Raw genomic sequence first — 18,563 nt, 5'->3', positions numbered from 1 at the left:
TACGGCAGCTCATCCAGAGAACAAAAAGAGGACTCCACCATGTTCAGCAAGCACGACCAGATCAAAGGCTACGACGACGAACTGCTGGCGGCGATGAACGCCGAAGACGCACGTCAAGAGCACCACATCGAGCTGATCGCTTCGGAAAACTACACCAGCCAACGGGTGATGGAAGCGCAAGGCAGTGGCCTGACCAACAAGTACGCCGAAGGCTATCCGGGCAAGCGCTATTACGGCGGCTGCGAACACGTCGACGTAGTCGAACAATTGGCCATCGACCGCGCCAAACAGCTGTTCGGCGCCGATTACGCCAACGTCCAGCCGCACTCCGGCAGCCAGGCCAACGCAGCGGTCTATCTGGCGTTGCTGCAAGCCGGCGACACCGTGTTGGGCATGAGCCTGGCCCACGGCGGACACCTGACACACGGCGCCAAAGTCAGTTTTTCCGGCAAGTTGTATAACGCCGTTCAGTACGGCATCGACACCGCGACCGGGCTGATCGATTACGACGAAGTCGAGCGCCTGGCCGTCGAGCACCAGCCGAAGATGATCATCGCCGGCTTCTCCGCCTATTCGAAGACCCTGGACTTCCCACGCTTCCGGGCGATTGCCGACAAGGTCGGTGCTTATCTGTTTGTCGATATGGCCCACGTTGCGGGGCTGGTAGCGACCGGTTTGTACCCGAACCCGATTCCCTTTGCCGATGTCGTCACCACCACGACCCACAAGACCCTGCGCGGCCCGCGCGGCGGCCTGATCCTGGCCAAGGCCAATCCAGAACTGGAGAAAAAACTCAATTCAGCGGTGTTCCCCGGCGGTCAGGGTGGTCCGTTGATGCATGTCATCGCGGCCAAGGCTGTGTGCTTCAAAGAAGCGTTGGAGCCAGCCTTCAAGACCTATCAGGCGCAAGTGATCCGCAACGCCCAGGCGATGGCTAAAGTCTTCATTGATCGAGGCTACGACGTCGTGTCGGGCGGTACCGACAACCACCTGTTCCTGGTCAGCCTGATTCGTCAGGGCCTGACCGGCAAAGACGCCGACGCCGCCCTCGGCCGTGCCGGTATCACCGTGAACAAGAACGCTGTGCCGAACGACCCACAATCGCCGTTCGTGACCTCCGGCCTGCGCATCGGCACGCCGGCGATCACCAGCCGTGGTTTCAAGGAAGCCCAGAGCATCGAGCTGGCGGGCTGGATCTGCGACATTCTCGATCACCTCGGCGATGCCGATGTCGAGGCTCAAGTCGCCACGCAGGCCGCTGCGATGTGCTCTGATTTCCCTGTCTACCGCGACTGATTGCTCGGCACTATCCCTGTGGGAGCGAGCCTGCTCGCGAATGCGGTTGCTCATTCAACATTGATGTCGACTGACACTCCACCTTCGCGAGCAGGCTCGCTCCCACAGGTTCCGATGCGATCTCGCCTCCACCACTAGAACAAAAGAAAAATACACATGAGCATAATTGTGGAGTCAGCCGGTAGAAGCCCGGTAAAAATACAAGTCGGCATCAAACTGCGCGGTGCAGAAAAGGTCGCGCGAATTCCGGTCAAGATCATCCCGACCGATGAGTTCCCACGCAAACCCGACTGGATTCGCATCCGCATTCCGATCTCCCCCGAGGTCGACCGGATCAAACAGCTGCTGCGCAAACACAAGCTGCACAGCGTCTGTGAAGAAGCCTCCTGCCCGAACCTCGGCGAGTGTTTTTCCGGTGGCACGGCGACCTTCATGATCATGGGTGATATCTGTACCCGCCGTTGCCCGTTCTGCGACGTCGGCCACGGCCGGCCAAAACCGCTGGACGCCGAAGAGCCGATGAACCTCGCCGTGGCCATCGCCGACCTGCGCCTGAAGTACGTGGTGATCACCTCGGTGGACCGCGACGACTTGCGCGACGGCGGCGCCCAGCATTTCGTCGATTGCCTGCGCGAAATCCGCAAGCTGTCGCCGGGCGTGCAACTGGAAACCCTGGTGCCGGATTACCGTGGACGGATGGACGTCGCCCTGGCGATCACCGCCACTGAGCCACCCGATGTGTTCAACCACAACCTGGAGACTGTCCCGCGCCTGTACAAAGCCGCGCGGCCGGGTTCGGATTTCGAGTGGTCACTGGACCTGCTGCAGAAGTTCAAGCTAATGGTCCCACGTGTACCGACCAAATCCGGCCTGATGCTGGGCCTTGGCGAGACCGACGAGGAAGTCATCGAAGTCATGCAGCGCATGCGTGAGCACGATGTCGACATGCTTACCCTCGGCCAATACCTGCAACCGTCGCGCAGTCACTTGCCAGTCCAGCGTTTCGTGCACCCGGACGTGTTCGCCTGGTTCGCCGAACAAGGTACGCGGATGGGCTTCAAGAACGTTGCATCCGGTCCTCTGGTGCGCTCGTCCTACCATGCGGACCAACAAGTTCAGGGAGTAACGAACACAGTGGATTCCCTCCTTACTGCTGGATTCGCCCCCCTTTGAAAGCCTCACGCCGTGCGTTTCGTTCTTCGATATAGGCGGCGCTCGGCTCGCTGATCAGCTCTTCACGGCGCAAGAGTTCGCCGCAATGTTCGCAAAGCGGCCCTAGCCCTGCGGGTTGGCCACAGGCTTTGTGGGTGTAAACGACTGCCAACTCCTCCTCCGGCGACTTGCACCAGCCTTCTCCCCACGCGCGCAGTGCAAGCACCACAGAATAGAAGGCCTGCCCTTTCGGGGTGAGGTGATATTCGTAGCGTGGCGGCCGCTCGTTGTAGCGCATGCTGGTCAATGTGGGGCAAGAGCCGTCGCTCGCTCAAGGGCCAGCTCAGCGCTGCCATGCATCTTGATGATGCGCGACATGCCACTGGCTCATCGCTTGCTGCCGGTCCTGGAGCGGCGCACCGGGTGAATCGTTGTCAACGCCTTCGCGCATCCTCAGGAGGTGTTTTTCGTTAAGCGGGACCGCCGGATAAATCCGCGGACTCAGCCCTTGGCTGCCATCGCAGTGACTTCCACGCGCATGCCTTCAACCGCCAGGGAGGCCACGCCAACGGCGGCCCGAACCGGCCAGGGCTTGGCGAAGAAGCGCTGGTAGACCTCGTTGAAGGCGGCGCGGTCGGCCATGTCGGTAAGGTAGATGGTCAGATGCAGAACCCGGTCCATGGAACTGCCGGCGTGCTCCAGCGCAACCTTGAGCGCCTGCAGCGTGCACTCGCTCTGCAGGATGATGTCGCCCAGTTCCAGGCTGCCGTCGGCGTGGGTGGGGATCTGAGTGGAGACCAGTAGGCCGCCGAAACCGGCGACATCCGAGGAGATGGATTGCGGATCGGGGTCGGGGAGAAAGGTGAGGTCGTGGTTTGCCATAGGGATCTCTTGCATGAGGTGGTAAAGGGGCCGTCGAGTATATAGCGGCTGGAAAACTCAGAAAAAACTACCATCCAGGGAAAAGTCATTCCAGCAGCGAGACCAGGCGCGGCTCAATTGAGGTCTCAAGCACCTCAAGCAGAGCCAGCGTCACCGGCAGCTTGAAGCGCCGTCTTCCCGCGCTGCCGGGATTGAGGTAGAGCTGTTCGCCGCGCCATTCTATGCGGGGCTTGTGCGAATGGCCGGTGATCACCAGCTTTATGCCTGCATCAAGCACGGCCGGGACATCGGCACTGTCATGTACCAGCAAGGTCTGCCATCCGTTCAGGTCGAAACATAGGCAGTCGGCGAGATTTTCCGCCCAAGGGGCGTCCAGATCATTGTTCCCGCGGACCACGTGCAGCGGGGCTATTGACGCCAGCTGTTCGAGGATTTCGGGGTTGCCGATGTCGCCCGCATGAATAATCCGTTCACAACCCTGCAGCGCAGCAAGGGCTTCGGCGCGGAGCAAGCCATGTGTGTCGGAAATCACGCCCACTTTCATGCAGCGCTCCAGACCCGGTTCAAGCATCGGAACCTACTCCTCAAAGCGACCCTTAGCATCACGGTCGCGCTCGTATCGTCTCGTGAGCGGAAACGGCGGCAACCAGGACTCACGACGCACGATCCAGCTTTCGTAGGTTGGCATCAGTTGGTCTGGGGCATCCAGGGAGCCCAGGTTCACTTCGATTTCGTCGTCGGTGCGCGCAAAAACGGACGAGCCGCAGCGGGGACAGAAAAACCGCCCGGCGTAGTCGCGTGTTTCGCCTTCGATCGTCACCGCACTCTGAGGGAATATCGCGGAAGCATGAAAAAGCGCCCCATGATGCTTGCGGCAGTCGAGACAGTGACAAAGGCCGACCCGATACGGGAGTCCAGACGCCTCAATTCGGACGTTGCCGCACAGGCAACCACCCGTGAATCGCTCCATGCTGCGTCTCCTCTAAAATCAAGCAGTCGGAACGTGATCCCCCCGACTCAAGGCGCATTGACCACGACATAAGTCACATCGCTGCCCTGATACTGCGGTTGATACCAGGTTGAACCGCACTGCATGTAAGCCGTGTTGTACTGGATGACTTGCACGCAACTGGGGGGCAATTGCGCTGGCGTGAAGATCGACCCGACCACCGCCGCTGTCACCGCGACCGTTGCGGTGACGGCCGCCGCCGTGGCGATCGGATGGTAGTGATTGTCGTAGCCATAGCGGCCACGCCCGTCTACGTCGATGTCCACGTCGCGGCTGTTGTCGATGTTGACGTTACGGGTGCTGTTGTTGATGTTGGTTCGGTTGCCGACTGTGTTTCCGGTATTGGCCCGATTGCCAGAATTAACCGTGTTGCCAGCATTGGCCCGATTGCCCGCGTTGACGTTGGTAGCGCGTTGCGCGGTATTGCCGGTGTTGACGCGCTGAGCCCTTTGGGCGCTGGGCGGCGGCGCACGATTGACCGATGCCCTAGCTTGCCCTTGGGCGCGCTGGGGTCGGGCATCCACATAAGTGACCAGGCTCAGCGTCAGTACCGAGGTGGTTACGAGCGATAACAACAGGCTCCACGACATCGTCCTGTTCATGTCATTCCCCTCCCTGATCACTGGCTTTCTTCAAAGGAATCGCCACATCGCCCTTACGCGGTGCGAAGGTGAAGATCGAGTCCTTGATGCCCGGCTTCAGGTTCCAGCGATACACCGCGCTGTATTCCGGAAACCCCGGTTCATCGGTGGTAGTGATCACCAGTTTGCATGGCAGCGGCTTGTCGGATCGGGTGATCCACAACTGCCAGTCAACGCCCTCCTGCCGAAAGGCCAGGTGATCACACAGTTGCCCCTTGATCGTCGACGGGCCGACGTACAGCGCCTCTTTCAGCGCATCGATCTGTGCCTGATCGCTGCCAAACAGAAACAGATCCTCCATGGGCACCTGAATCCCGTAATGGTTTTCTATCAAGTGCAGCGTATCGGAGACTTCAGGCGGTGCATCCACGGTGGTGTAGTACTTCAGAAACGGTGAATACTGGGTCAGTTTCTTGCCGTTGTAGAAGAACTCTCGCGTTCGAACATCGCCTTCCGTTTTGGCATACATCCGATCGCGACCCACCACTTTCAAGACAGTCGAGGCTTCGGTCTTGATCTTCTGGCCGGACTCCAGAACGGTATCCCGGGACACTTCGGCGTCGACCTGAAACGTCGGCAGACTGCGTAGGTAGGTGCCCATATCGATGAGTTTATCGACCACTTGCGGGTTGATCGTCGGGGTGGCGTCCGGTGTTGGCGGATCGTCGGCACGAGCGCCCGGGGCCAGCGCAAGGGTGAACAACAGGCAGAAAACACTCGCGTTGGCTTTCATTGATCCCGCTCCTGAGCCTGTGCACGACTTTTAAGCCTAGACCCGGCGTGACCCGTTCGCCAGAAGGGCAAAAACCCTATGGGCAAACCGGATTGGAGCACTCTATGATTGAACCCCATGACCACCCCGCCTCCGATCCGCCAACCCTGCCCGCCCGGCGCCTGCGACTGCGGGCGTGACCCGCTGCTGGAAACACCGGGGGCGGACGTGCGCATCCTGTTTCTGACCCGTTCGGAAGAAAAGCGCCTGGTTGAACGCCTGGAAAACCTCCAGAGCCTGAGTGATCTGGAACGCCTGCAACGGCGGATGTATGAGCAGTTGGGCATCCGCGTGGACATCGTCCCCAGTTTCAACGAAGTACGCACCATGCGCGGTATCGGTATTAACCTTGGCGAACAACCGGGGCTATGCCGCAAAACCCGTCAGTCGATCCCGGCCGCGATTCGTCGCGCACTGGAGAAGCACCCGGAGATTGCCTACGCGCTGCTCAACGCCAACGACCTGCTGCGCGATGCGTGAAGTCAGCACCATGAACATCGTCCTCGAAGCACCTGCAAAATTCGTTGCCATGCAACGAAACAGGATCAGCGGTCATACGCAAAGTCTTGGCCGCTGCTATGCCTTCTCATGGGAGCAATGGTTTCAAGCCAGTCAGGGATGAAGCTGGACACTCAAGCGTGACTGTGGTCCCGGCACCCGCCAGGTGCGCGAACAGCAACAGGTGCCAATCCGTAGCAGGAGGTGGCCAATGTTATTTATAGTCAGTTGGTCTATCAGTTCGGCAAATCGTAACAGCGCGATCGGGCGTTTCCTCAAGACCGGGGGTGCTCCACCCGCTGGCGTCAAGATGCTGGGGCGCTGGCACGCCGTCGGAGGTGCATCCGGTTTTGGCGTGGCAGAGGCCAGTGATCCGGCAGCCATTCAGAAGTGGGTGCTGGAATGGAGCGACCTCATGACCATGGAGGTCCAGGCGGCACTGACCGATGAACAGATAGCGCCGCTGCTGGCGGCCGCTGTCGGCAAGCAATAGTCGTTGGGGCGGCGAGCCGGGCTCGCCGCCCTATTCCGGTCTCTACCTATCGCACTTTGCGCAACAGAAAGTGCGATAACGCCGGGATCAGTACCAACGCCCCGACCATGTTCCAGATGAACATGAACGTCAGCAGGATGCCCATGTCCGCCTGGAACTTGATCGGCGACCAGGCCCAGGTGATGACGCCGGCGGCCAGGGTGATGCCGACCAACGCCACGACTTTGCCAGTGAACGCCACAGCGTTGCGATAGGCCTCGGTCAACGACAGCCCGGCACGTTGCTGCGCCAGTTGCACGCTCAGCAGGTACAGCGCGTAGTCTACGCCGATCCCCACGCCGAGTGCGATCACCGGTAGCGTGGCGACTTTCACGCCCATGCCGAGCCAGACCATCAGCGCTTCGCACAAAATAGACGTCAGCATCAACGGCACCACCGCCACTACCACCGCCCGCCAACTGCGAAAGGTGATGAAACACAGCACAATCACCGCGCCATACACGTACAACAGCATGGTGCGGTTGGCATCGCGCACCACGATATTGGTCGCGGCTTCGATCCCGGCACTCCCGGCGGCGAGCATGAACTGTCGCTCGCCATTACTGTGTTCGCGGGCGAAGGTTTCGGCCACTTGCACCACGCGATCCAGGGTTTCGGCCTTGTGATCGGACAGATACGCGACGACGGGCATCATCGAACAATCGTTGTTGAACAAGTCCGGGCTGCTGACCGAAGCCTGCTGTGCGCCGTAGTTCAGCACGTTCTGGTTGCGGGCGATGGTCAACCACTTGGGGTTGCCTTCGTAGGAACCGGCGGTGATCTGCCGTACGGCGTTGACCAGTGACACGGTGGTTTGCACGCCGGGTTGCTGCTGCAATAGCCAGCCCAGGCGATCGGCTTCCACCAGGCTTTCGTATTTCAGGCAGCCTTCACTGGGGGTCTTGAGCATGATTGCGAACTGGTCGCTGGACAGCGAATAGTTGGCGGTGATGTAGGCGTTGTCGCGGTTATAGCGCGAGTCGGAGCGCAGTTCCGGGGCGCCGGGGTCAAGGTCGCCGATCTTCAGATGATGGCTGACGACAACCCCGCCCACCGCCAACAGGCCAGCGATAGTGACGGCGACAGTGGCCCAGCGACGTTCGGTGAACTTGTCGAGAAAACTCCAGAGCGCGCCCATGCCTTTGCCACGTAGCTCGTCGCTCTCCGCCCGCAAGCTGCGCACGGCAGCCTTGCGACTCACCCCCCAATAAGACAGCAACACCGGCAGCAGCACCAGATTGGTGAAGATCAACACCGCGACACCAATGCTGGCGGTGATCGCCAGGTCCTGGATCACCGGAATGTCGATCAGCATCAACACCGCAAAACCCACGGCATCCGCCAGCAACGCGGTCAGGCCAGCGAGGAACAGACGGCGGAAGGTGTAGCGTGCGGCGACCAGTTGATGAGTGCCGCGCCCCACGTCCTGCATGATCCCGTTCATCTTCTGCGCGCCGTGAGACACGCCGATGGCGAACACCAGGAACGGCACCAGAATCGAAAACGGGTCCAGCGCAAAGCCAAACAGTGCGACCAAACCCAATTGCCAGGCGACCGCGATCACCGAACAGAGGATCACCAGTGCCGTGCTGCGCACGCAACGGGTGAAGAAAAAGATGATTGCAGTTGCAATCAATGCAGCGGCACCGAAGTACAGCATGACCTGCATCAGGCCATCGATCAGGTCGCCCACCAGTTTGGCGAAACCGATGACGCGGATCTTGATCGCCCCTTTGCCTTCCTCGCCGGCGACACGAACCACACCGTCGAACTCATACTTGTTGCGCAGTTTCTCTTCGAGGGTTTTCGAGAACTGGTGGTAGTCGATGCCTTGCCCGGTGACCGGGTCTTTCTCCAGCAGCGGCACAAAAATCATGCTCGATTTGAAGTTGTTGCCGATCAGACTGCCAACAATCCCCGAACGCGCGATGTTCTGGCGCAACTGCTGCACGCTCCGGGCCGAACCATCATAGGAATCGGGCATCACCGGGCCGCCCTGGAAGCCCTCTTCGGTCACTTCGGTCCAGCGCACCGCCGGGGTCCACAGCGACTTCATCCAGGCACGATCAACGCCGGGGGTGACGAACAGTTCGTCGTTGATTTCCTTCAAGGCATCCAGATAGTGCGGGTCGAAAATGTCACCGTTGCTGCTCTCCACCACCACCCGCACCGCGTTGCCCAGACCGCGCAGGGCCTGACGGTTTTCCAGGTAGTTTTTGATGAAGGGCTGACTGTGGGGAATCATCTTTTCGAAGCTGGCATTGAGCGTCAGCCGTGTGGTGGCGAAGTAGCTCAATGCAACCGTCACCAACAGGCAAGCCAGCACCACCCACAGGCGATTATTGAAGATCAGCCGCTCCAGGCGGTTACCGGAACGGACGTCGAAGCCCTTGAGCTCGCGAATGACCGGCATTGTTTCGAGTTCGTAGTGACCCATCATGTTGTTCTCTTTGTAATGCCGGGCTTATTCGAGGCGTAACTGCCGCAGACCACGAGCGCCCGCGAGCACCAGTGCGTCGCCAGTGGCCACTTGCGCGGCGGCCACCGGGGCCAATGCGGTGTGCGTCTGGATTTGAAAACTCGCACCGTCATCAACGCTGACCAGCACATGGCCGGCCTGGCTGACCAGAACGATCCGGCCATCGGCGGTGACGCTGCTGGCGGTGATGCTCAGGGGCAGGCCGAGGTCGATTTTGTTCCAGCTCGTCCCGCCATCGGTGCTGCGAAAAACGTTGCCGCGCAGACCAAACACCAACGCTGCACCCGGTTTGCCGGTGATCCCGAAAAAGCTGCCGTTGTACGGCGTAAGGGTGGCGTTGAAGCGGCCGCTGACGCGGTCCAGTTTCATCACCAGACCCTGCTCGCCGACAACGAACAAATCGTCACCCACTGGCCGCAGTGCGTAGAGGTTCAGGGCATTGGGGTTGTCGGTGTGCTCGAGCAACGGCGTCCAGCTGAGGCCGCCGTTGTCAGTACGAAAAATCAGGTTAAAGGCGCCGACGATGTAGCCGACCCGATCATTTTCGAACCAGACATCGAGGAAGGGTTTATCGGCGCCCTCATCGACCATGCGTTGAGCGTCGCCGACCCGCGCTTGCAGGCCCGCGTCATCCGGTTGGCTGGCAAGTTGATGCTGATAGTAGTCAAGCATGATCGGCCCGACCTGACGCCCGTCCAGTTGCCGGCTCCAAGTCTGGCCCGCATCACTGCTGTGCAGGACCACACCATCGTGCCCCACCGCCCAACCTTGTTGCGGACTCGGAAAGTGCACGGCAACCAGGTCTGAACTGACCGGTACCTGCGCCTGCTGCCAGTGCTGGCCAGCGTCATCGGAACAGAGAATGTGCCCGCGCTGGCCCACGGCAATCAGCCGCTCGCCGGCCCGGGCCAGCCCGGTGAGCGTGGACTGAGCGGCAATATTGCTGCGCAGCGCCGGTGTGTCGAGCACATCGGCAAACTCGCTGGCGATCACCGGGCGGGTGAACGGAACGGCCATCGCTGCCGCCAATGCGGCAAACAGGGTCCACTTGATCATCGTCATTTTTATTATCTCGGTGCACACCACAGATCCCTGTAGGAGCTGTCGAGTGAAACGAGGCTGCGATCTTTTGATGTTGTTTTAAAAGAGCAAGATCAAAAGATCGCAGCCTCGTTTCTCTCGACAGCTCCTACAGTCCTACAGGGTCGTGGGGGTTAACGGATGCCGGTACCGGCCAGCGACTCGGCAGACCATTGAGCCTTGGACAGTGGGTCGATGTACTTCAGGCCACCGTAAGGACCGTAGAAACCGTTGACGTTGTACGCACCGGAAACCAGGTCATAGAGCATGTGGTTGATGGTGTCCGGGGCCTGCACGTCATAGCTGTAGGTCAGGTGCGAGAAGCCGCCACGGTAGAGCTGGCCACGACCGTCATACTCGTCGGAAGCCAGAGCGATCCAGCTGTCCTCGTCGAGGTAGAAGGTGCGCTTGCTGTAGATGTGGCGTTTGCCCGGTTTGAGCGTGGCTTCGACCACCCACACCCGGTGCAGCTCCCAGCGCAGCAAGTCGGGGTTGACGTGGTTGGCAGTCATCACGTCCGCCGCGTCCTTGTGATAGCTCAGCTTGTAGGTGTTGTACGGCACGTAGAGTTCTTTCTTGCCGACCAGTTTGAAGTCGTAACGGTCCATTGCGCCGTTGAACAGGAACGCGTCGTCATAGGTCGCGGCGCCGACGGTGCCGGGGTTCGGCGTGTCGTAGGCCAGGTCCGGCGCCAGTTTTACCCGACGTTGTCCCGGCAGGTATTGCCACGCACGACGGGGCTGCTTCATCGGGTTGACCGAATCCATGAGCAACAACGCTTCACCGGCGCGACGGGCCGGGCCGGAGTAAGCCAGTTTGATTTTGTAAAATACCTCATCAGCCGATACAGGGCCGACCGGGCGTGCCGGCGAATACAGCGGGTATTCGATGAAGAAGTTACCGGTGGAACTCAGGGAGGCGGCGCCGGAGGAGTCTACGTTCCACGAGTCGTACTTGTTGGTCATGGCCACGCCTTGATAACGCAGCAAATGGTTCCACATCGCTTCGTTACCGTCGGCCGGGATCGGGAACGGCACGCCCGGCAGCACGTTTTCCAGCGACAGGCCACCGTCGGTGGTCTTGGCGGTCACGGCGTTTTTCGCGGTGTTGTCCAGCACCCCTTTAGGCAGTGCAACACTGCGGTGGGTCGGGTACACGTCAAGGCGATAGGACGGATAACGGGTAAGCAACGCCTGGGCCGTCGCGGTGAGTTTGTCTTTCTGCTCGGCAAGGTTTTTTGTGGTGATCACCAAGCGCGGCTTCTCAGCGTCGAACGGGTCCGGACGGAATGAGTCACCGGATTTGAACCCGGCCGGGATCGCGGTCAGCCCGCCGGTATACGCTGGAATGCTGCCATCGGCGTTGGCGGCTTTGTCGGCGCCGATCGAGGTCAGGCTGTTGCCGAGTTTAGTGGCCTGATCGGCGCTGACTGCCGCGTGAGCGGAGCCTGCGACGGCTAGCGCCAGGGCGCTGGCCAATACTGATTTGACGAAATTCATAGGGTGTCTCCTGTTGACTCACAGCTCTTGGATCAGAGGGTGGTTTTAAAAGTGAAAGTGACCATGCCGCGATCCTTGAGCTGGGCCACGGTACCGGCAAACGCAGTGGTCTGACCGGGAACGCAGTTGTACTGACCATTGGCGCCAGGAGCGGCACCATCACCCCGTGCCCCGGCACTGCCGGCGGAGTCGCAGGTGTCGAAGTCACCAAAGTTGTCGACGTATTTGAGGTCGAAGCGGTATTGACTGCGCACGTCCATGCCGACGCCGACCGAATAGCTGCCGGTGCCTTTGTTGCCGCCCAGTTGCACGGAGGACTGCCCTGCAAGGCCGACGTTGTAGCTGACCGGCAGGGACATATCGATGCCGGGGAACACCTGGTACCAGGTCGGGTTGAAGTTCATGCCCAGGATGTAGTTGTCCTTGGAGACCTTGTCGACGCCGTGGTACCAGTCCTCGCCCTTGAACAGTTGCTTGTTTTCAGTCACGTCCAGCCAGCGGCTGTAGCCGAGTTCGACCAGCAACGTGGAGGAGTCCCAAAGGGGGGTATCGCCGAACGTGGTCAGGCCGTTGAGCACCGCGTGCACGGTGTTGCCCCGCGCCACGCCGTTGTCACCGTCAAAGCTGCTGATAAAACCGGGTCGCCCCGCTGCACCCAATGTCGGGTTGACAGTGGCCGGCACGCTGGACAGCGGCATGTTGTGGCGATAGTTGAGGTCGAAACCGACGCTCACGCCTGCGATGCTTTTGGCCAGGCTGAAACCGTAGACGTCGATGTCGTCGACGTAGAACTGATTGTAACTGCCAGCGTTGCCGGAAATCAGCTGCGCCGGCCCGACGGCGGTCGGTTGCAGCACCAGGTTGGGCAGGATGTCCGAGGTTTTGCGGTAGTAAACACCCAGGGTGCCGTCGAGCCACGCCGGGCTCCACTTGGCCATCAGGCCGAAGTCACCGTGGTTGTCAGGCGTGTACGTGTGGCCATTGGTGAGTCGCAGGAACTGATTGGCGCCCAACGGACCGGGTGTACCGAAACGAGGATTCTGCGCGGCGATCAGCGACAGGTTGTGGCCGCCGCTCTGGATGCCGTCGTTGAAGCCCAGGTACGTGCCCGACTCCGGCAGTCGTGCGGCGTCCCAATCGAGGAAGTACTGCGCGGCCAGGGTCAGTTCCTGGTTGACGGTGAAGCTGGTCGACAGCTGATTACGCGGAATGAACAGCTCTTTGGCTTCGGTCCCTGGCACCGCGAGTGCCTTGGACAAATCCAGACCTGACTGGCCATAACTGTTGCCGTGGGCGAAGGCCAGCACGCTTTCACCCCAATACAGGGTGTGCTTGCCCGCCTTGCCGCTCAGCAGCGATTCGTCGCCGACCTCGGTACTCCCGAAGACGAAGGCGTCGAGGATCTCCGAGGACGGGCCGTTGTAGTAACGGTCGGCATAGCCGCTCTGGTGCCGCGAATCGGGCTTGCCATTATTGAGCTGGTTGGTCGCCGCGTTATCGCTGCCGATATCGTCATAGGCATGGTCGTACCAGCTGTTGGCACTGACCCGAAAGCCCATCTGTTTTTTGTACACCACGTCCAGTTCCGACAGCACATCAAGACGCTGGGCTACTGGGCTGCCGGAGGAAAAATTGCGATTACCGTCGTTGTTGTTCCACGCGTTGGCCAACTTACTGTTCGGGGCTTCGACCCGCTGGGCGTAGTTGAACTTCAAGGTGTTGTCGAAGCGTACCGACACGTCCTCATTCCCCGTATCGAACTCGAACGCCTGCACAGGCGTCATCCCCAGCCCGGCGAGAACCGCCGAAGCCAGAAGCCCGCGCCGCAGATTTGGATGGCAGATCTTATTGTTGTTATTCATCTAGCGTGCTCGCCTTCTCTGTGGTTTCACGAAAAGTCATTCAAGAAAATGCCGGTTCCGGTGGTGTGCCTTGGCTCTATGGGGCACAGACCGGATCGGTCGAGGCTGTTGTATCGCGAGCAGTGGGTGGGTCGCCGGTCAATTGGGCCAAATCATCGGTCAGCTAAACAATTTCAGCGGTAGCGCAATTTTTGTAGCAGCTGGCGAAGCCTGCGTCCGGCTGCGCAGCAGTCGTGAAATCAGACGATGCGGTGTTTCAGGAAGACCGTAAATTCAGGTTTTACGACTGCTGCGCAGCCGGACGCAGGCTACGCCAGCGCTACGGATCGCGTTATGACTTAGCTGATCGGCGTTGCGGAGGCCTGGGGAGGTTTTGTGCAGGAAGGATGTTTCAGAGTTGCTGGCGATAATCCGTCGGCGATAACCCGGTCCAGCGTTTGAAGGCACGGGTGAAGTTGCTGGTGTCACTGAAGCCAAGCAGGAAGGTAATTTCGGTCACCGGGCGCGATGCCTGGCTCAGATAGCTGCACGCCAGTTCCTTGCGGGTGTCATCGAGCAATTGCTGGAAATGGGTGCCACGCTGGGAGAGTTTGAGCTGCAATTTGGTCGGGCTCATGCACAACGCACTGGCGACCTTGTCTCGAGTGCAGTCGCCGTTGGGCAGGAATTCGATGATTTTCTGGGTGACCCCGGTGATCACATCGTTCTTGTCCAGGCGCGCCAGATAGCCGATCACGATGTTGTCATTGACCTGCGCCAATTCAGGGCAGGAGCCGGTCAGCACTTGCTGCAGGTCCGCCTTGTCGAACACCAGCAGGCTGGAGGCCTGTCTGAACAACACCGGCGCACGGAACAATGCTTCATACGGGGCCGCGCCCTCATGCGGCATGGGGCGGCGCATTTCCACGCGCACGGGCTTGAACTCCTGCTTGTAAAGCAACCGCATCACCCGGATCAGAAAAGCGAAAAACGCATCTTCCGTCTCTCCACAGAGCTCGACCAAATGATCGAAGCGCAGCAAAACGTGCTCGTCGGTCTGGCTGACATTGGCCTTGGCGACCTGGGACACCAACCGGAAATAGCGCTCCAGGCGCCGGCAGAAATCCATCAAGGACCCGCTGGCGGCCAGGGAATAACCCAAGGCATGCAAGTGAGTGAGATGGATATGCTTGGCCACGGTCAGGCCAAAATACGGGTTATTGGTCACATCGACGCAGGCGCGATACAGCCGCGTCATGGTGGTGGCCGGCAAGCGGGCCAGCGGGTCGGTGGATTGGCTCAGCGGAATGCCTGTGGCGATGAAAATCCGTTTGCTGTCGATGCCACTGGCGTCCAGCGCCTGCGCAATCGCCACGGTATAGCTGCCGATGGTGGTAGGTTGCAGCGCGTCTTCATGCAACGGAATTTCGGTACCGGGCGTATCCATTTTCGAACCTGACATGGGCCTGACTGCTGGGGATGCGAGCACCGATACTCGCCCCCGGTTCTGCATCGGTCAATCACCTGCTCAGTGCTTGTACGTGATGTTCCGATGCTTGGCGCGATAGTCACCTGTCCCAGTGACCGTTGAATTCATTCTATTGACCAGTGGCGACCCGGCGTTCTGCACACAATGCGTTGAAGTTGTGCATCGAACAAAGAGAAGAACGCATGAACGAGAACACGCAATTCGATTACATCGTAGTGGGCGCGGGCGCTGCCGGCTGCGTGGTCGCCAGTCGTTTGTCGGAAGATTCGAATATTTCAGTCTGTCTGCTGGAAGCCGGCGGCCCCGACACCCATCCGCTGGTGCACATGCCGGCCGGCGTCGCGGCGATGGTGCCGACCTCGATCAACAACTGGCAGTACCAGACCGTGCCGCAAGCCGGCTTGAACGGCCGCATCGGTTATCAGCCACGGGGCAAGACCCTGGGCGGCAGTTCTTCGATCAATGCCATGGCCTATCACCGCGGCCATCCGCAAGACTTCGACCGCTGGGCCGCCCTGGGCAACCCTGGATGGAGTTACCGGGAGGTGCTGCCGTTCTTCAAGCGCGCCGAGCACAACGAACACTTCAAAGACGAATTGCACGGCCAGAACGGCCCGCTGAATGTGCGTTTCCACGCCTCGCCCAATCCCTTTGGCGAAACCTTTGTCGAGGCCGGCGTACAGGCGGGTTACCCGGCCTGCCCCGATCAGAACGGCGCGAGCATGGAAGGTTTCGGTCGTGTGCAGGTCATGCAAAAGGACGGACAGCGTTGCAGCGCGGCCAAAGCCTATCTGACGCCGAACCGCCACCGGACGAATCTGCACATCGAAACCCACGCCCACGCCACGCGCATCCTTTTCGACGGCAAGCGCGCCATGGGCATCGAGTTCATGCAGAACGGCGTCAAGCGTACCTTGCAAGCGCGTCACGAGTTGATTCTGAGTTCCGGGGCCTTCAATTCCCCGCAGCTATTGCTGCTGTCCGGTGTGGGGCCGATTGGCGAGTTGCTGAAATTCGACATCCCGGTGGTCCATGGGCTGCCGGGCGTGGGCCAGAACCTGGTGGATCACATCGATTACGTGCATTCCTACCGCGTGAAGTCCCGTCACCTGATCGGCCTGTCGCTGGCGGGTGCCTGGGACATCGCCAAAGCGGCAATCCGTTACTGGCGGCGACGCAGCGGTCCGCTGACCACCAACTTCGCCGAGGCCTGCGCCTTCGTTAAGACCTCTCCCGAGCTGGATCAGGCGGACATTGAACTGGCTTTGACCATCGCCATGTTTGCCGACCACGGCCGCACGCTGTATCGCGGTCATGGCCTGAGTATTCATGCCTGCCTGCTGCACCCCAAAAGCGTCGGGCAACTCAGCCTGGCCAGCGCGGACCCCATGGTCCCGCCACTGATCGACCCGGCGTTTCTGACCCACCCGGACGACATCAAGACGTTGATCAAAGGCTATCGCGTCATCCAGAAGGTGATGGCGACGCCAGCCTTCCAGGCATTCAGTCCAAAAGATGTCATTGAGGAGCCGATGTTCACCGACGCCGAAATCGAAATCGAACGCGTCCTGCGCGACCGATCCGACACCCTCTATCACCCGGTGGGCACCTGCAAAATGGGCGACGACGCGATGGCGGTGGTGGATGCCCGATTGAAGGTCCATGGCCTGGAAGGCTTGCGCGTGGTCGATGCCTCGATCATGCCGACTATCATTGGATGCAGCACCACCGCCGCCACGGTGATGATCGGCGAAAAAGCCGCCGAATTCATCCGTCAGGACCGCGTAACCAGCGCCTCTCTTTCCTCAAAGGACGATCATGAATCCAGTACCCGCCCTTACCCCGCATAAGCTTCTTGTGGTTTCAGCGGTTGTCGAACTGGCGACCGGCGTGGCGCTGCTGCTCACGCCGGGCCTTGTCTGCAACCTGTTGCTGGGAATGCCCGCGACGGACGCGACCAACCTGATCGCCCGGTGTTTTGGCATCGCGCTGATTGCGCTCGGCATCGCGTGTTGGCCCCGAGCGGCCAACCCTGCCGCGTTGCGCTCGATGCTGCTCTACAACGGGGCGATTGCGTTGTACCTGGCGTACATCGGCGTGTGGGTCGGCGGCGGGTTATTGCTTTGGCCTGCGGTGGTGTTGCATGCCGTGATGACCGCGTTGTTTCTACGTCGTTAACCTCCTCTTACCTCTAAATTCATCCAAAGGAGTACGCACATGGGCGTATTGGACGGCGTTCGTATCGTCGAAATCGCCGGCATCGGCCCGGGGCCATTTTGCGGCATGTTGCTGGCGGACATGGGCGCCGAGGTGATCCTTGTCGAGCGCTCGGTGACCAAGGGCGCTGACATGCTCGACCTGGGCAAGCACGCTATCGTCAATCGCGGCAAACAATCGATTGCCCTGGACCTCAAAGACCCTGAAGCCATCGACGCGGTGTTACGCCTGATCGAGGGCGCCGACGCGTTGATTGAAGGCATGCGACCTGGCGTCATGGAACGTCTGGGCCTGGGCCCCGACGTGTGCCTGGCGCGTAACCCACGGCTGGTTTACGGGCGCATGACGGGTTGGGGCCAACAAGGTCCGTTGGCGCAGGCCGCCGGTCACGACCTCAATTACATCGCGCTGTCCGGCGCCTTATGGTTCAGTGGCGAGGCCGGCCAGCCACCGATGGCGCCCCCTACCCTGGTGGGCGATCTGGGCGGCGGGGCGTTGTACCTGGCGATGGGCATTTTGGCCGGGATCATCAACGCCAGCACCAACGGTGTCGGCCAAGTGGTGGACGCGGCGATTGTCGACGGCAGCGCCAACCTGATGAACCTGCTGTTGTCGGCGCATTCCGCCGGTCAACAGCCATTGGAGCGTGGTTGCGGGCTGCTCGATGGCGCGCACTGGGCCCGCACTTATGCGTGTGCCGATGGTTTGTTTGTCAGCGTGCAAGCCCTCGAACCGCAGTTCAATGCACTGCTGTTCAAAAAACTCGGACTGGGTGACGACGCGGATTTCAAGGCCCCCTACGATCCACGTTTGTGGGGGCCGTTGCGTAAGCGACTGGAAGCCGTGTTTGCCAGCCAACCGCGCCAGCACTGGATCGATCGGCTGGAAGGCACCGATGCCTGCTTCGCCCCGGTACTGACACCGGCCGAAGCCCTGACGCATCCGCACATGGCCGAGCGTGGCGTTTACTCGCGTCAGAACGGCGTACTGCAGGCCGCACCGGCGCCACGGTTTTCAGCGACGCCTTCAGCAGTGGGTTCAGTGCCCCAGCGTGGCGAACACACCGCACAGATTCTGCGCAAAGCCGGTTTGAGCGACGCGCAGGTCGAACGATTGATAATCACCTAAACACCGCAGTCCCTGTGGGAGCGAGCTCCCACAGGTTGTGCGCCTGAC

General features: G+C 60.4%; 17 protein-coding genes and 1 pseudogene. 7 read left to right on the top strand and 11 right to left on the bottom strand.

The features are described from left to right. Positions 1-39: 39 nt before the first annotated feature. Positions 40-1,296 (top strand): serine hydroxymethyltransferase, encoded by a 1,257-nt coding sequence (glyA, locus tag ACA059_RS12505; protein ID WP_497634038.1) that lies wholly within the window; start codon positions 40-42, stop codon positions 1,294-1,296. A gap of 156 nt (positions 1,297-1,452) precedes the next feature. Next, positions 1,453-2,469 (top strand): lipoyl synthase, encoded by a 1,017-nt coding sequence (gene lipA / locus ACA059_RS12500; RefSeq protein WP_497634037.1) that lies wholly within the window; start codon positions 1,453-1,455, stop codon positions 2,467-2,469. Here lipA and ACA059_RS12495 read toward each other — a convergent pair. From ACA059_RS12495 to ACA059_RS12470, 6 genes and pseudogenes are all read right to left on the bottom strand, one after another. After that, positions 2,444-2,740: pseudogene (locus ACA059_RS12495) on the bottom strand (winged helix-turn-helix transcriptional regulator); the annotation flags it as partial. The gene lipA and the pseudogene ACA059_RS12495 sit on opposite strands and share 26 nt — an antisense overlap. Positions 2,741-2,949: 209 nt before the next feature. Then, on the bottom strand, positions 2,950-3,330 hold the full coding sequence (locus ACA059_RS12490; protein WP_497634036.1) for a RidA family protein: 381 nt from the start codon (positions 3,328-3,330) through the stop codon (positions 2,950-2,952). 85 nt (positions 3,331-3,415) lie between these two features. Beyond that, positions 3,416-3,874, bottom strand: a complete 459-nt coding sequence (locus ACA059_RS12485) for a metallophosphoesterase family protein (RefSeq protein ID WP_497634663.1) — start codon at positions 3,872-3,874, stop codon at positions 3,416-3,418. Between the two features lie 33 nt (positions 3,875-3,907). Further along, positions 3,908-4,300 (bottom strand): GFA family protein, encoded by a 393-nt coding sequence (locus ACA059_RS12480; RefSeq protein WP_497634035.1) that lies wholly within the window; start codon positions 4,298-4,300, stop codon positions 3,908-3,910. A 47-nt stretch (positions 4,301-4,347) separates the two neighbouring features. After that, on the bottom strand, positions 4,348-4,941 hold the full coding sequence (locus ACA059_RS12475) for a hypothetical protein (RefSeq protein ID WP_497634034.1): 594 nt from the start codon (positions 4,939-4,941) through the stop codon (positions 4,348-4,350). A 1-nt stretch (position 4,942) separates the two neighbouring features. Next, complete coding sequence (locus ACA059_RS12470) at positions 4,943-5,713, bottom strand: DUF2092 domain-containing protein (protein WP_497634033.1); 771 nt, start codon at positions 5,711-5,713, stop codon at positions 4,943-4,945. Positions 5,714-5,830: 117 nt separating this feature from the next. Between ACA059_RS12470 and ACA059_RS12465 the strand changes: the two genes are divergently transcribed. Further along, positions 5,831-6,232: a hypothetical protein gene (locus ACA059_RS12465; RefSeq protein ID WP_497634032.1), complete on the top strand. Its 402-nt coding sequence runs from the start codon at positions 5,831-5,833 to the stop codon at positions 6,230-6,232. 229 nt (positions 6,233-6,461) lie between these two features. Next, a complete protein-coding gene (locus tag ACA059_RS12460) occupies positions 6,462-6,743 on the top strand; it encodes a DUF3303 domain-containing protein (protein ID WP_497634031.1) in 282 nt (93 codons plus the stop codon). Between the two features lie 46 nt (positions 6,744-6,789). On the opposite strand, the gene ACA059_RS12455 is transcribed toward ACA059_RS12460, so the two are convergent. From ACA059_RS12455 to ACA059_RS12435, 5 genes are all read right to left on the bottom strand, one after another. Beyond that, positions 6,790-9,219, bottom strand: a complete 2,430-nt coding sequence (locus ACA059_RS12455; protein WP_497634662.1) for an efflux RND transporter permease subunit — start codon at positions 9,217-9,219, stop codon at positions 6,790-6,792. 27 nt (positions 9,220-9,246) lie between these two features. Beyond that, positions 9,247-10,323, bottom strand: a complete 1,077-nt coding sequence (locus ACA059_RS12450) for a WD40/YVTN/BNR-like repeat-containing protein (protein ID WP_497634030.1) — start codon at positions 10,321-10,323, stop codon at positions 9,247-9,249. A gap of 152 nt (positions 10,324-10,475) precedes the next feature. Beyond that, entirely contained in the window at positions 10,476-11,840 is a 1,365-nt protein-coding gene (locus ACA059_RS12445; protein WP_497634029.1) for a DUF1329 domain-containing protein, read from the bottom strand. Between the two features lie 32 nt (positions 11,841-11,872). Next, positions 11,873-13,702, bottom strand: coding sequence for a DUF1302 domain-containing protein (locus ACA059_RS12440; protein ID WP_497634028.1), 1,830 nt, complete (start codon positions 13,700-13,702; stop codon positions 11,873-11,875). 391 nt (positions 13,703-14,093) lie between these two features. Next, on the bottom strand, positions 14,094-15,143 hold the full coding sequence (locus ACA059_RS12435) for an AraC family transcriptional regulator (protein WP_497634027.1): 1,050 nt from the start codon (positions 15,141-15,143) through the stop codon (positions 14,094-14,096). 209 nt (positions 15,144-15,352) lie between these two features. Between ACA059_RS12435 and ACA059_RS12430 the strand changes: the two genes are divergently transcribed. From ACA059_RS12430 to ACA059_RS12420, 3 genes are read left to right on the top strand one after another with little or no spacing between them, the layout of a single operon-like run. Beyond that, complete coding sequence (locus tag ACA059_RS12430) at positions 15,353-17,020, top strand: GMC family oxidoreductase (protein WP_497634026.1); 1,668 nt, start codon at positions 15,353-15,355, stop codon at positions 17,018-17,020. After that, positions 16,989-17,348, top strand: a complete 360-nt coding sequence (locus tag ACA059_RS12425; RefSeq protein WP_497634025.1) for a hypothetical protein — start codon at positions 16,989-16,991, stop codon at positions 17,346-17,348. The genes ACA059_RS12430 and ACA059_RS12425 overlap by 32 nt, the downstream gene beginning before the upstream one ends. A 39-nt stretch (positions 17,349-17,387) precedes the next feature. Beyond that, positions 17,388-18,515, top strand: a complete 1,128-nt coding sequence (locus tag ACA059_RS12420) for a CaiB/BaiF CoA transferase family protein (protein WP_497634024.1) — start codon at positions 17,388-17,390, stop codon at positions 18,513-18,515. The last annotated feature ends 48 nt before the right edge of the window (positions 18,516-18,563 follow it).

The organism is Pseudomonas sp. LBUM1647 (genome assembly GCF_059716175.1).
This window is presented reverse-complemented; position numbering and strand designations above follow the sequence as displayed.